The sequence below is a fragment of the Edaphobacter acidisoli genome (assembly GCF_014642855.1).
Lineage (GTDB): Bacteria > Acidobacteriota > Terriglobia > Terriglobales > Acidobacteriaceae > Edaphobacter > Edaphobacter acidisoli.
Genome location: NZ_BMJB01000001.1, coordinates 3,196,939 through 3,211,950, shown reverse-complemented (window position 1 = coordinate 3,211,950; position 15,012 = coordinate 3,196,939). Strand labels below are relative to the sequence as shown.

Annotated in this window: 6 protein-coding genes and 2 riboswitches; of the genes, 2 read left to right on the top strand and 4 right to left on the bottom strand. The window is 54.7% G+C overall.

All coding sequences use genetic code 11. The annotated features are described in order from the left end of the window. Nucleotides 1–4,871, bottom strand: a 4,871-nt coding sequence (locus IEX36_RS13045) for a beta strand repeat-containing protein (protein WP_229668952.1), incomplete at its 3' end; no start/stop codon positions are given. Nucleotides 4,872–5,638: 767 nt separating this feature from the next. Beyond that, nucleotides 5,639–5,818, top strand: a riboswitch (cobalamin riboswitch). A gap of 112 nt (nt 5,819–5,930) precedes the next feature. Then, nucleotides 5,931–6,112: riboswitch (cobalamin riboswitch) on the top strand. Between the two features lie 10 nt (nt 6,113–6,122). Here IEX36_RS13045 and IEX36_RS13040 point away from each other — a divergent pair. After that, complete coding sequence (locus IEX36_RS13040) at nt 6,123–8,594, top strand: TonB-dependent receptor (RefSeq protein WP_188759692.1); 2,472 nt, start codon at nt 6,123–6,125, stop codon at nt 8,592–8,594. 62 nt (nt 8,595–8,656) lie between these two features. Next, nucleotides 8,657–9,232, top strand: a complete 576-nt coding sequence (locus IEX36_RS13035) for a cob(I)yrinic acid a,c-diamide adenosyltransferase (RefSeq protein ID WP_188759691.1) — start codon at nt 8,657–8,659, stop codon at nt 9,230–9,232. A 22-nt stretch (nt 9,233–9,254) separates the two neighbouring features. Here the strand turns inward: IEX36_RS13035 and IEX36_RS13030 are convergent, their stop codons facing one another. The 3 genes from IEX36_RS13030 to IEX36_RS13020 are packed head-to-tail and all read right to left on the bottom strand — an operon-like array spanning nt 9,255 to nt 14,817. Continuing rightward, entirely contained in the window at nt 9,255–12,395 is a 3,141-nt protein-coding gene (locus IEX36_RS13030) for an efflux RND transporter permease subunit (protein WP_188759690.1), read from the bottom strand. After that, a complete protein-coding gene (locus IEX36_RS13025) occupies nt 12,392–13,531 on the bottom strand; it encodes an efflux RND transporter periplasmic adaptor subunit (protein ID WP_229668951.1) in 1,140 nt (379 codons plus the stop codon). The genes IEX36_RS13030 and IEX36_RS13025 overlap by 4 nt, the downstream gene beginning before the upstream one ends. Beyond that, nucleotides 13,528–14,817 carry a TolC family protein gene (locus IEX36_RS13020; RefSeq protein ID WP_188760013.1) on the bottom strand — a complete coding sequence of 430 codons (1,290 nt, stop codon included), beginning with the start codon at nt 14,815–14,817 and terminating at the stop codon, nt 13,528–13,530. The genes IEX36_RS13025 and IEX36_RS13020 overlap by 4 nt, the downstream gene beginning before the upstream one ends. Nucleotides 14,818–15,012: the final 195 nt, after the last annotated feature.

The following is a 15,012-nucleotide window of genomic DNA, read 5'->3' as shown; positions in this document are numbered from 1 at the left end:
AACGCAGGGTTCGCCGCTCCGTAGGCACGGCTCGCGTTCGCCGCCGTCACCGTCAGCGTCGCCTTGTTCACTGTGATCGGCACCGTTACGGTTGCCGGACTATAGTCCGTCGTGTCTGTCGGCGTGAACGTCACGCTCAGCGTGTTCGTGCCCACTCCCAGGACTGTTCCGCCTGCTGGTGTGTACACCAGCAGGCCAGGCACCGATGCCGTCGCATTCAGCTGCGTCGTCGAGAGTGCCGTGCCATACGTGATCGATGCCGGATTTGACCAGGTGACCGTTGGGGTGGCCTTGTTCACCATAATCTGCACTGTCGCCGTCGCTGTCGCATAATTTGAATTTGGCGGCGTATAGGTCACATTTAATGAATGTGTTCCCGCAGAAAGTACCGTGCCTGCAGCCGGGGAATAGGCGAATGCGCCGCCTGATGGCACCGCTGTCGCGTTCAATTGAGCCGTGCTCAGCGCTATCCCATAGGTAATCGCTGCGGGAGTGTTCCATGTGATCGTCGATGCGGCCTGATTTACCTGGATCTGGACCGTCGCCGTCCCTGTCGCATAGTTCGGATTCGATGGTGTGTAGGTCACGCTCAGAGTCTGGGTCCCCGCAGGGAGCACCGTGCCCCAGACCGGCGTATAGGTGAAGCTACCGCCTGCTGGCGTCGCCGTCGCATCAAGCTGCGTGTTCGACAGCGCCGTCCCGTAAGTGATCGCCGCTGGCGTCGCCCACGTGATCGTCGGAGCGGCCTGCGTGATCGTCAGCGTGCCATTAGTGAAGGTTGTGAAGTTGTAGTTCGTCGAAGCAAGTGTTCCCAAAGCTGCTGTAATGGGGTACACCCCAACGTTCGCGGGGGTAACTGGAGAAGTGGTAAGTGTGGGTGCCCCAGTGACCGCCGTCGCCTGCGTGTCGCCATTCACAAACCCTGTGATGGTATAGGTGTAGGGTGGATTCGCAGTGCCGTATACGGCAGTTTCACTGTTCGCAATAACCGTCAGTGGCGCTTTATTGACAAGGATGCTGACGCTCGCCGTGCCTCCATTGCCATAGGTTGTAGTGTCAGTTGGCGTAAACGCGACATTGAGTGTGTGTGTTCCAGGCAAGAGCACCGTTCCTGCCGGTGGGGTGTAGACGGACGCTCCAGGAACTGGGGTTGCTGGGTTCGACAGCGTGCTTAAAGCCAACGACAGGATAGTGATGTTGCTGTTGTTGGGTAGCGTAATGCTCTGGAGGGTCTTCGCCGGATTCAGCGTGATCTGGTATCCGTATACATTGTAAGTTCCGGATTGGGTCCCACCGCTCTGTGTATCAGCATAGGTAGTCGATTCAACAAGGGACTCACCTGGGTATGCATAATAGTTTTTCCAGTCGCTGAGGCTTAGGTTCGTTGTAGTGGTCGTGCCATCTGTGTAGGTGATGATGAACGGCTGTGAGGTCTGGTTGCCATTGGCCGCACCAAGCAGATAGAGCGTATAGCCACTCAACGCAGGGAGCGGGACAGTGGCGCTAGTGATGCCATCCGGCACACCAGGCGTTCCCAGAGGGAACGTCGTTCCATTCCAGATGATCGAGCTACCGAGTTGGCTGGCTGAGTACGCGTAGTTTGTACCACTGAAGCCAGTCGCGCTAAAGCTGGTGCCATCGGTGAAGAACGCATTCACGTCATAGGAAGTCGAGATCGGTAGAGCCACCATACCCAAGTTGAACGTAGAAGTCGCATTCAACTGCGTCGCACTGAGCGGCGTGCCGTAGATGATTGGAGCTGGCGTCGCCCAGGTCGTAGAGGTGACCGTCGGATTGACAACCAACGAGACTGATGCGGACGCTGTGCTGTAATCGGTCGTGTCCGTCGGGGTGAAGGTTGTCGAAAGCGTATCCGTGCCAACTGCAGGGGTCGTCCCCGCAGGCGGGTTATAGACGAAGGTTCCCGAGACCGGCTGTGAGGTCAGCCCTGCAGCCAACATCACGATGTTTCTAGTATTGGGCAGGGTCAGGCTCTGCACAATCTTGTTCGGGTTCAACGTAATCTGATAGCCATACACGCAAGCGGAGTGCGTATCTACGCCGCCACCAGACGTGTCCCGGTTGAGGTTGCACTTGAGCGACGACTCTCCGGGCCAGCTCTTTGAATTAAACCAATCGCTCAGGTTGATCGTCTGTGTGATCTGACTGCCGTCCGTATATGTGACGGTGAAGGTCCAGTTCGACTGGACGTTGTTGACCATCGCGCCTATCAGATTCAGCGTGGCATAGTATCCAGCAGGAAGCGTAATCTGCGTAGCTGTGGTGCCGTCTCCGTAGACTGCATCGGGAGCATTAGCTGGGCCGAACGTGTAGGTTACGCCATTCCAAGTGAGCGTCGTACCCAACGAGTTCGAAGAGTAGGCGTTCCCATCGTTGTCGAACCCGCCCGTGTTGTAGGTGCTTCCGTTGGTATAGATGCCGTAGACGTTGTAGTAGCTCGACAGTGGCACCTGGATCGAGTTCGTTGCAGTGGCATTGAGCTGGATGGAGTCCAGCGGCGCACCATAAGTAACGGCGGTCGGGGTGGCCCAGGTGATCGCCGGCGTCGCCTGATTGACCTGAATCGTCGTTGTAGCGGTGGCAGAGGTGAAGGCCGTCGGGTTGCTCGGTGTGAATATAACGCTGAGCGTATAAGTTCCCACCGGAAGAATCGCACCCATGGCTTGAGTGCCGCCGTTGTAGCTATAGGCATAGCTTCCATTTACGGAATTGCCATTGTTGGTTGCCACGGCATCCAGCTGGGTCGTCCACAGAATCGTTCCGTATTGAATCGGAGCCGGATTCGCCCAGGTGATCACAGGCGTCGATTGCCCGACGGTCACGGTCACGGTTGACGAAGTGCTGCCAACAAAGTTTGGATCTGTCCCGCTACCTGGAAAGACTGCCTTGATGGTGTGCGTTCCTACGGTCAATGAGTTCGTAGCGTAAGTGGCTACACCGCTCGATGGAGAAGCGTAGCCAATCAATGTAGCCCCGTCGTAAAAGGCCACGTTAGCTGTTGGGGTCAGGGAACCTACTGGGAGAGAGCCGCTCTGAGGCACAATCTTTGCCGTGAACGTGACCTGTGTCCCATAGCTCGGCGAAGTGCTGCTTACACTCAGAAGTGTGGAGGTTGCAACTTTGGTGGAGGTAAGAGATACGGTTCCGGAAGTGCTTGCGGCGAAGTTCGTGTCCCCTACATATGAAGCATCGACATTGTGCTGCGTACCACTTCCCGGCACAGAAACGCCCGTAAGTAGCGCACTTGCTGTGTCCGTCATCTCATTCAGCAGAATATTAATGGTGTTACTGCCATCATTTGCAGATGCCAGGTCGGTGGTGCCATCGCCGTTGTAGTCCGCGGCCGCGGCCACAGATGGAAGCGTACCCACACTAGTAGTCGTCTGCGACTGGAAGCTAAAATTTCCGTTGCCAAGAAACATCCCCACGGTATTAGAGCTTGAATTGGCGACTGCCAAGTCGATCTTGCCGTCGGCATTGAAATCCCCGAAGACGATGGAAGAGGGTGAGCTACCTGTTGCAAGGGATGGTGCCTGCAATGTGAAGGTGCCATTGCCGTTTCCCTTGAAGATATCCACCCTGTTTTTTCCACTTTCAGCGATGGCAAGATCGAGATTGCCATCACCGTTAAAATCGGCTGTTACTAAAGCAGCGGGGCTAGTACCGCTGCCAGTCGTGAAGGGCGATCCAGTAACTTGATTGAAGGTGCTCCCATTGCCTGTGCCCAACATGACACTGTAGGTGTTGCTCTGCTGGTTAGCAGTCGCAAAATCCAGATTGCCATCGCCGTTGAAGTCACCCACGACGATCGAGGCTGGATTATTGCCGACGCCTATCCCGGTCAAAGGGGGATTGGAAAATGTACCACTGCCAGTTCCCAGCAAAACATTGACTGTGCCACCACCTAGGAGGGTACCCGCGACTGCAATATCTGGAATGCCATCACCATTAAAATCACCCACCACCAGTGCGGTAGGAGTCATCAAATCAAGTGTGGAAGCAGCGTATGTTATCTGAGATTGAAATGTCCCATCACCGTTTCCAAGCAGAACTGAGATCGTACCAGCGCTTGAATTGGCCACAGCAAGATCGAGTTTGCCGTCACCATTAAAATCCGCGGCAACAATAGCAACAGGCTTACTACCCGTCGCATAAGTTTTACCTGTAGCTGTGAATCCACCCGCTCCATTGCCCAGCAGAATACTTATTGTTTTGTCGGTGTAGTTCAATACGGCAAGATCGACCAAGCCGTCTCCGTTGAAGTCACCAGCAACTGCGTCCACCGGACCATGGCCGGTGGCAACAGGCGAATTGCTACCAGACACGACCTGCTGCGTAATCGTGCCTGCGCTCAGCCCAGCCACTCCTAACAGGTAATTGCTATTGCTCGTGTCAAGGAAAGACACATTTCCCGTTGGAGAAAGACTGTTGCTACCGGCACCTATAACGGTCGCTGTCAACGAGTAGTTTCCCGATGTCCCGGCGTACGACAGGCTTGTAACTGTGGGGTATGGGCCGCTGACGGTTACGCTCTGCGCCGAAGAAGAGCTTGCAGCGTACGCTGAGGGCGGGTTGAAAGTCGCTATGATCGAATGCGTGCCGACCCACCCAAACTCCTGTTTGAGCACAGCGGTTCCCGCATTCCCGTTCGCCGATTGCACCTGCACTGTGCCTAACGTCTCTGCGACACTGTTGTAAGTATCTTTGAATGTGACGGTGCCTCCGGTCAGCGCGGTGGCCCCCGCTTTTACCGTAGCTGTCATCGTAACCACAGACCCATCGGATGTGCTGGTCGGTACAACTGTCAGCGTCGTCGTCGTCGCTGTTTGCGCTCCTGCTACAGCAAACATTGTCGTCGCCAATAACACAGCCACAGCCCACCGTAGCATCATGGCAGGAAGAAGCTTAGAGCTTCCTAATCTTTGACGCTTCGTCGCCCGCCTGTATGGCACAAGGATTGCTTCGTTGCTTATGCGATCTAGAGCAACAGACTGGCATCCCGAAACGGTGCGAGGCTTCGCCGCTGCAAACGGCAACACGCTACATACTTGGGAGGCATGCGACTCAGGCTGGCAGGAAGCAATTCCGGCGGACCGAACTGCGGAAACATTGGACGAATCAGGCATTTCAAACCTTTCGGTGCAAGCAGCAAGCGTGTACGTCAGCTAATCAGGGGGCCCAACTACGTTGCTCAACAACAACCAATTGAGCGGTTTTATTGCGAAGCCGTGGCAGTTTTGCACGGCACCGGACAGACTCTGAACAAAGCGCGAGACCGGGTAAGCTCGAATCGTGATCCCGGTAGAGCAGCACAAAAGCATTAATCTCTACGCCCCGTGCCATGGCATTTCAGGCAAATCTTTTTGAGTCGTGTCGGTTGAACACTCCTAACGCTGAGGTAGCGCAGTTTCCAAATTGGGAATCTTGCACCCTGAAACATCATGGCGTGGAGCATTCATGCGGGGTATGGCACGCCATGTGCATCAACACCAACCAAAGTTGTAGAAGTGAACCACAAAGATAAAAGTGGGGATACACGTGCTCGTGGACGCTCTTACACATGCGTCCTGGACAGCATGCAAGACCCGGGCGGTTGACCCTGCCTTCCTATGCGAGATACCCTCTCTTTAGATCTGGTGATGGGAAGCGCGGTGCGAATCCGCCACTACCCCGTAACTGTGAGCGTGGAGAACTTCGACATTCAGTTCAAAGCCACTGGGGCTGAAACCCTGGGAAGGTGAGTCGAAACTTCGTTGAAGCGCAGAGTCAGGAGACCTGCCAGAGGCCAACCGGGCTTCATTCAGCTCCGAAGGGAGAGCTGAAGAGCATTCTCGCCAGCAGTCCCGCTGGCACGAGCGCTGTTTATTCTTCCCACTTCTTCGTTCTGAGCTGGACTGCCCAGCTTGTAACTGTTAACCCACCGGCGAGGTGTCGGGAAGCGCGGTGCGAATCCGCCACTACCCCGTAACTGTAAGCGCAGAGGATCCGAGCGATGCTGCTTGAAGCCACTGGAACCAAACGGTTCTGGGAAGGCTGCTCCGGAGCCGATGATGCGCAAAGTCAGGAGACCGGCCTTGCCTCACCTATCCCGAGGGGGGACCATGCGTTCAACACTTCATGCTTCGCGGGCAATCGTCCGCGCAATTTGCTTTTTCGTCATTGCGCTTTTGCTATCCTCAATCCAGGCCACCGCCCAGGGCACGCTTCGTGGAACCGTCAAAGATCCCTTAGGAGCAATAGTCGTCCACGCCAAAGTTGAATTGCTCAGCGGCGCAACAGTGGCTGCAACTACAACAACCGGCCAGGCCGGAGAATATGTCCTGCCTGTAAAAACAGCCGGCATCTATCGCGTCCGTGCCACAGCGCCCACCTTTCAAACCTCAATCAGTCAGCCCATCTTCTCCACCCCATTCATAAACTCCAATATCGACATCACTCTTGCGACGGGAACACTCACGCAGCAAATAACAGTCACCACTGGAACCCCAACGCCAATAGCGCAAGTTGGAGCGCCCGTTACGGTCCTGACCTCTGACAGTTTTCGTTACACTCCACAGGTTGCCGATCCCTTACGTCTCGTTCCTGGACTTCAACTCACGCAGAGCGGACAGGCTGGGGGCACCACCGCTCTCTACATCCGTGGTGGTAACAGCAACGCCAACAAAGTGCTCATCGACGGTGTACCAGCCAACGACATCGGGGGCGCGGTCGAGTTCGCCAACCTCGCCACCGTTGGAGTCGATCAGATTGAAGTCCTGCGTCAGCCGAACAGCACACTCTATGGCTCCGACGCACTCGCCGGTGTTGTCAGTCTCACAACCGCTCGCGGCACAACAGGGCTGCCACTATTCACCTATGCGGGCGATGCAGGAAACTTCGGAACCTATAGCCAGGCAGTCTCTGCCAGCGGACTCTTCCGTCAGTTCGACTACCTCTCAGAGTTCTCACGCATGGACACGCGCAACAATCTGCCGCGCGACCAGTTCCACAACGCAACCTATGTAGGCAATTTTGGCTGGACACCGAACACCGACAACAACCTGCGCTTTACCGTACGCCATCTCGCTGTAGCTGCCGGTCAGCCAAACACGATACAGCTTTACGGTATCGCCGATGCAGCAGGCTACAAGGAGCAGGAGAACTATTACTCTGCCATCTGGAACAACCAGACCACCAACCGTTGGCACAATCAGATCCGCTATGGTGGTCTCCGACTCAACTACCAATACACCGATTACGCGCCTACCGGCATCTACGATCCAAACACCGACCTCTATCTTGGAAAGCCCCTCACCATCACTGGAGCAAATGGGTACAGCGTCACCGGCCAGGCAATCTTCCAGTACGGAGCGAGCTACGGCTCCAGTTATCCAAGCGTCTACAAAGCCCCCAGCAAACGCGACTTCGTTTACGCTCAGACGGACTACCAATTCAGCCCTCGCCTCGTGGCCCTTGGCGGCTTCAAGTATGAGGACGAACGCGGCTACACTCTCTCTGAAGGCAGCACGCCAAACTCCATCGAGCGCGGCAACTACAGCTACACATTGCAACTCGGAGGTGCTCTCGGTGACCGCCTCTACTACACACTCGGCAGCGGGCTTGAAGACAATGGACTCTTCGGCTTTGCCGCTACACCTCGCGCTTCGCTTGCGTACTATCTTGCACGCCCATCGGCTGCACATTGGCTGAGCGGAACCAAGCTCCACTTCAGTTTTGGCAAAGGCATTAAGGAGCCGAACATCTCCGACCAAGACAGCTCGCTCTATGACTTGCTTGCATCCCAACCCAATGGCAGCTCGCTCATCTCTCAATATCATGTCTCACCCATTGGCCCAGAGACCTCACGTAGCTACGACGGCGGCCTTGACCAGCAACTCTGGAACGGACGCGCCCGCATCGGCGTAACATACTTCCACAACGAGTTCACCAACGGTGTCGAATATGTTCCCCAATCCGCGTTACTCGAACTAGGCATCCCGGCTGGGAGCGATCCTGCGACGCAGTTCGGTGCGACGATCAATTCCATGGCCTTCCGCGCTCGAGGTGCCGAAGCCGAGGGAGAGTACCAGGTCAGCCATCATCTCTTCGCGCGTGGCGGCTATACCTATCTTGACGCCGCAGTTCAGCGGTCATTTTCGAGCGAATCAGCTCCGGCCTATAACACCAGTTCAGACTTCAGCACCATTCCTATTGGCCAATATTCGCCGCTGATCGGAGCACGCCCATTTCGCCGGGCACCACACACCGGATACTTCAGTCTGAACTACATGCGCTCGCGCTGGTACGGCTCTCTCACCGGAACGTTGGTTGGACGCCGCGACGATAGCACATACCTTTCGGATGAAAATTTTGGATACAGCCTGCTACTGCCCAACCACAATCTACTCGGTGCCTATCAACGACTCGACCTCAGCGGAAGCTATGAAGTCAGCCACGCGGTCACGGCCTACGCCAATATTCAGAATCTATTGAGCGAACATTACAGCGAAGCCTTTGGCTATCCAGCCTTACCCTTCACCTTTCGCACTGGCCTCAAAGTCAGCTTTGGTGGCGAATCCTGGAGCATCCGATAATCTGAAAGCGGGATGCCGGAATTATCGCCGGCATCCCAACAGCCGGCGTATAAAGAGTAACCATGAGCATCGCGACAAAACACGGCGACAGTGGCCAGACTGGACTTGCTGGAGGTACTCGTATCTCAAAGGCCGATCTGCGTGTCGAAGCATACGGCTCGGTCGATGAATTGAATACAGCCCTCGGCTTTGCTCGCAGCATCTGCACCAACCAACAGATTTATGAGTGGACTGAGCAAATCCAGCGAACACTCTTCAGCATTGGTGGGGCATTAGCCTCGCCGTCGGAGAGCAAACACGTACCTGTCATCACTCGTGAGCAAGTTGAGCACCTCACCATGCTCGTCCATCAAATTGAAGTCATTGACGGAATCCTCTCCGACTGGTCAATCCCAGGCGCGCACCCCCAGTCCGCTGCGTACGAGGTCGCCCGCACCACTTGCAGGCGCGCCGAACGCAACGTCGTCCGCCTGATGGAGAGCGGCGTCCAAGTGCAGGCCGAATTACTGGCCTATCTCAATCGCCTCTCGGACCTGATCTGGCTCTTCGGCAGGTTGATCGAAAAGAGTGCTGGCGTTGACGCCAGTCTCCGCACCGGTGAAACCGAAGGCGCACGCTGGTCACGTGCATGGAAATAAAACTAATTGTCTTAGCATGCAACTAGTTTTCAAATTCCGCCCCAGGCGGTGGAAGCACATCTTTCTCCCGTGCGATCCAAACATAGAGCGTCGGTAGCAGGAAGATACTCATGACAAGGTCGGTGATGAGACCACCGACGATTACGATAGCAAATGGCCGCTGCGAATCTGAGCCAATTCCATGCGACATCGCTGCAGGCAGCAAGCCAAGGGTGGCCACGAGCATAGTCATCATAATCGGACGGAGGCGAAGGACCGCCCCTTCTACAGCTGCCTCCTCCACCGTGTGACCTCGTGCACGGAGCTGGTTGATGTACTCAAGCATGATGACGCCTGTCTGCACCGAAACGCCGAACAGCGCGAGAAAACCTACTTCAGATGAGACGCTGAAGTTTGTATGGGTGATGAGCAAGACTAGCAGGCCTCCAATGCTGGCCATCGCTACTGTGGCCATGATGAGGAACGCCCACTTCAACGACTTATACATCGAGTAGAGAATAATAAAGATCAAGAGGACAGTCAGCGGAACGATAACAGCCATCCGTGCTTCTGCACGCAGTTCGCTCTGATACTCCCCCTCCCACCCTAGGTGATATCCGCGTGGGAGCTTCACTTCACGGTTGACCTTGTCAATGGCCTCTTTTACCGCATCGCCGAGCGGGCGGTCTCGCACGCTGTACTTAATAGCGACATATCGTTGGTTGTTCTCGCGGTAAATTTCGGAGCCTTCATCAGCTTCTCGGATAGTACATAGCTGAGCAAGTGATACTCGTTCGCCCGATGGAGAAAGTAGGCGAATATTTTCAATCGCTTGCCGTGTGTCCCTGTATTGCGGCAGGTAACGCAGCGTCAGGGCATAGACCTGTTCACCTTTGAGTACCTGAGTGAGAGCCGTACCACCAACAGCAGTTTGAACGGCATCCTGTACGTCAGCGACGTTGATACCCCAGCGTGCGGCCTTTTGGCGATCTACCTCAATGTCCAGATCGGGTTGCCCTGTTACCTGGAAGACCCCAATGTCTGCAATGCCTTTGACATGGCTCATTACAGCTTCGATCTGGTTGGCAAGGTCCTCAAGCGTATGGAGGTCGGAACCGTAAACCTTGGTAGCAAGTTCGCCCTTCACTCCGCTGACCGCCTCTTCCATGTTGTCTTCTATTGGTTGGGAGAACCCCCAGATGACGCCAGGTATTTTCTGTGTTAGCTCAAGGTTCATCGCGGCAATCAGATTGTCTTTGTTGCCGTGAAAGATGGACCTCCATTGAGACTCGGGCTTTAGTCCAACGAAGTACTCGGTGTTGAAAAACCCCGTGTGATCGGTCCCATCGTCCGGGCGTCCGGTCTGGCTGGTACACTCAGTCGTTTCGGGGAATGAACAGAGAAGAAGCCGCGCCTGATTTGCTACGGCGATCCCTGCATCAGGTCCGGTACTCTGCTCTAGAGTGCCACGTACCCATATAGTGCCTTCATCAAGATGTGGCAGAAATTCTGAGCCGATGACTCCTCCAAAGGCAAGGTAGATAGCCATCAGGAGTGCCACAACACCCATGCCAATAGTGAACCTATAGTGTCGAATGGCCCATGTAGCCCCACGGCGATAGCGATTGCGGAGAAACTCCATGATGGGGTTCTTCCACTCCGTTGCACCCTTTTGAAAAAGCAGACTACATAGTACAGGTGCGAGGATAATCGAGAAGAGCAGAGCTCCGAGTAGAGCAAATGCTACCGTCCAGGCCATTGGCCGGAAGAGACGGCCTTCGACTGCTTGCAGTGTGAAGATCGGCAAGTAGGCAGTGATTATGATGGCAATCGCATAAAAGACCGGACGCTGAACTTCGTGCGCGGCTTCGGATATCTTCGCCTGCGTTGTCCTGCCGTTATCGTCCTTGTGTGCTAAGTGACGGACGATATTCTCAACCATGACCACAGCGCCATCCACCACCATGCCGAAATCCAGTGCGCCGAGCGAAAGCAGGTTGGCGGGAATATGCTTCAGATCGAGGCAGGTAGCGGCAAAGAGCAGCGAGAACGGAATTGTCAACGCCACAATCAACGCGCCGCGTGCATTCCCTAGAAAGAGAAAGAGGATAATAATGACCAGGCAGATGCCTTCGCCCAAGTTGTGCAGCACTGTATGGGTGGTGAAGTGCAACAGGTCGCTTCTGTCGATAAAAGGAACAATCTTTACTCCCTTCGGCAGGATCTGCTCGTTCAGCTCCTTCACCTTCGCATGAATACCGGCAAGTACTGGCTGCGCATCCGCGCCTTTTTGCAGGAGCGCGATGCCAGAGACAACATCATTGTTGTCTACCAACCTGCCATCCTCGCGGTGATACGTGTCACCGAACTGGCCTAACCGGATCATCGGGCCTTGCGTCACCTCGGCAATGTCCTTCACGCGCAGGGCTGTACCATTTTTCGCAGCGATGACGGTATTCTCGATGTCCTGGATGTTGCCGACCAGGCCGACCTCGCGCACGTTTATCTGCTGCGAACCTTCTTGAATAAAGCTACCGCCAGCGTTCGCATTATTGTTGGTGAGCTGTTGCTCCACTTGCGCGATGCTCAAGCCATAAGAGACAAGCTTGTCAGGATCCAATCTCACCTGATATTCGCGCGTTGGGCCACCAAACGGGTTTGTGTCCACTACTCCAGGAACAGACTTAAGGTTCTTCTCGATCACCCAGGTCTCGAGCATCTTCAGGTTCATCGCGTCATACTCTGGGTTCACGCTGCGTAGCGTGTAGAAGTAGATCTGTCCAACTGGACTCCAATCGGTACCCATCTGCGGAATCACTCCGGTAGGCAATGTCACCTGCGATAGGCGCTCGAGCACCCGCTCACGGTTTTCAAAGTCGGTTGTGTCTTCCCCGAAGACCAGCTCGACTGTAGAGAGTCCGAAGATCGACCATGATCGAACGTGTGCAACTCCGGGGATACCATTCAGTGTGGTCTCGATTGGAATCGTTACCTGCTGCTCAACCTGTTCCGCAGAGATGCCTGGCCACTGCGCGATCACATCAACATAATTATTGGCGACATCGGGATAGGCCTCGACAGGCAGATTGTGAAACGAAACAAAGCCCCAGATAAAGAGCACAATACCGATCGTAAGAACAAGAAAACGGCTCCCAAGCGCAAAATCGACCAACCTGCGGATCATTGCGCCTCCAGCGTCTCTTCGATAGACAAGACATTGGCGACCACCTGTTGGCTAGGGGCTATGCCGGAGAGAATCTCTTGTCGACTACCGGACAGTGTGTCGCCAACAGTCACTTCCACGCGCTTAAACTTCTTGTCGCCAGCAGGCACGAATACCCAATCGCGATCATGCAAATGCAAGATGGCCGAAGCAGGAATGACGGCATGGGTCTTCTTCGTCTGGCTTTCGATCGTGGCGGTGACGAACATACCCAATCGCAGGATGCCAGGGTTCGGCACTTCGATGCGCACCTTCGCGGTACGCAGTGTCGGGTCGAGCACAGGGCCTATGTCGCTGACGCGCCCCGTAAGAACCCTGTCTGGATATGCATTCAGTCGAATCATCGCAGTCTGTCCTAGCCGCAACTTTGGCAGATCATTCTCGTACACATCGCAAAGAATCCAGACACGCGAGAGGTCAGCAATGGTAAACAACGTAGACGATCCCGTGTAAGTGACGCCTGCCGCTGCTGCGTTGGTAACATTCTGCGCAACGATTACGCCGGAGATCGGCGCATAAACATTGACAATACTCGATGGGTGATCCCTGCTGACGCCAAGCGTTTCAAGTTGCTGCGCTGCCGCACCCAGGTCAGCCTTTGAATCCTTTTCCGCATCTTCTGCCTGCTCCAGAGCCCCCAACGAAACAGCTCCGTGTGCAAAAAGGTCTTTGGTGCGGATGTAAGCCTTGTTTGTCATCTGCTCATCATTGAGGGCCTTGAGATAGGCATCATAAGCATTAGTGACGTCGGGGCTCTGGACACGTAGAAGCAGTTGGCCCTTCTTCACGTTGTCGTCCAGTCGCGCACGGATGTCCACGACGCGCCCGCTGGCCAGAGAAATTACTGGAACTTCGCGAGAGATATCGGGGCTTACCGATCCTGTTACATTAAGTTTGTCACGAGCGTCATAGCTCTCTGCTGCGACTAGGGCAAACTGTTCAGGCTTGTCCACCGTCACCACGCTGGAGTTGCTCGCGTCGATCACCTGTGCGGGAGGTGCCGCACCGTCGGCAGGATTAAACTTTTTCCCGCATGACGTCAGCGACAAACAGATAGCAAAGCAGCAGACAGGCTTTATCGCGGTCCAAGTCTTCACTGAATCACCTCCTGAGCTACAGAGAGATTCAGCTGCGCAGCTGCTGTCAGATAAGAACCTACCAGCTGCAGATATGCCATCTGAACATTACGATAGTCGCTCTGTGCATTTAGAAAATCCATCAATGATGCTCCCCCATGCTGCCAGGCATAAGTCTCGGTGTCGCGGACATACAATGCTTGTGTAAGATACTGCGTTTTATAAGGCCGCAGCAGCGTCAGATTGCTGCTCACCTGTGCATAGGCAGAGTCCACGTCGCTGAAAAGCTGTGCGCGCGAGGCATCGGCCAGTTGCTGGTTGCGGTCAATGTCGATCTGCGTGCGCAGCTTTTCGCCTTGGTTACGGTCAAAGATACGTAAGGGAATGCTGACGCTGAGCCCCAAGGTCTCGTGGGCATACGGATTATTGAAGGACGGATTGTAAGTCCACCAGCCACTGAAGGTGGGGTCCGTGGATCCGTTGGCAACTGCTAGCTTGTGATTTGTCTGTGCCTGCTGCAAACCTTCGAGTGCAGCTTGTAGATCCGGCCGGTTTGTTAGCGCAATCTGACGAAACGTCCCAAGCGGTTGCAGTTGATCTTGGAAAACGAAGGGACCCTCAACATCAAACTGATCCACTGGCGTCTTGTCATTGAGAAGCTGCAACATCTGGATCTTTGCTGTCCGTAAGTTGACCTCGGCCGTCGCAAGATCAGACTCGTATTGCACGCGCTGCAATTCAATCCGATCTAAATCAATGCGCGCGAGATCGCCGGCCTGGAACCGATCTTGGCTGATCTTGATAATGTGGTCGTAATAGGCTAATTCCTCGCGGGAAAGAGCAACAACCGATTTCGCTTCCAACGTCTGCACAAACACGGCGCGCAACGTGAACAACAGGTTTCGCTCAAGGTCTTTGTGTTGTGAGGAGGCAATCTGTGTACCCTGCTGAGCACTCTTAAGACGAAGTTCCCGCTTGTGGTCGCGCTCATGCAGATAGCTAAATGCAGTTTGGATCTGAGTACCAACCAGTGGTTGCCAAACTCCATGATACGGGGTGATCTGCGTACCATCTGTCGAGAGGGTAAATTGAGGATTCGGCCGCAGATATGCTGTTACCTCATTAGCCTTCATCTCGTCCACGTTGGCTGCATCTGCCTTCAGCGTGGGATTACCTGTCTCGAACTTAGCCTTAACTTGATCCCAAGTCAGCCCCTGTTGCGCCGAAGCGCTCAAACAGCACCCAAACAGAAGGCCCATCAAGGCTGGGACGCTCACTGCCCGGACAAGATATCGAATCGTTCGCATGAAATAACTCAAATAAGGTTTTACTCGCGGAATGTGCATGGGCCATCACCACAGCCCAGCATCGGATGCTCTCAGGCTAGCTTCAGCATAAAGTGCAAGACGATGACCACACCCGGACCTTTCAGCTCTTCGCCCCTATCTTTTGGTCACAAATACATGTCGCCATTGCACAAACTGCGGTCCGTACATAAATCT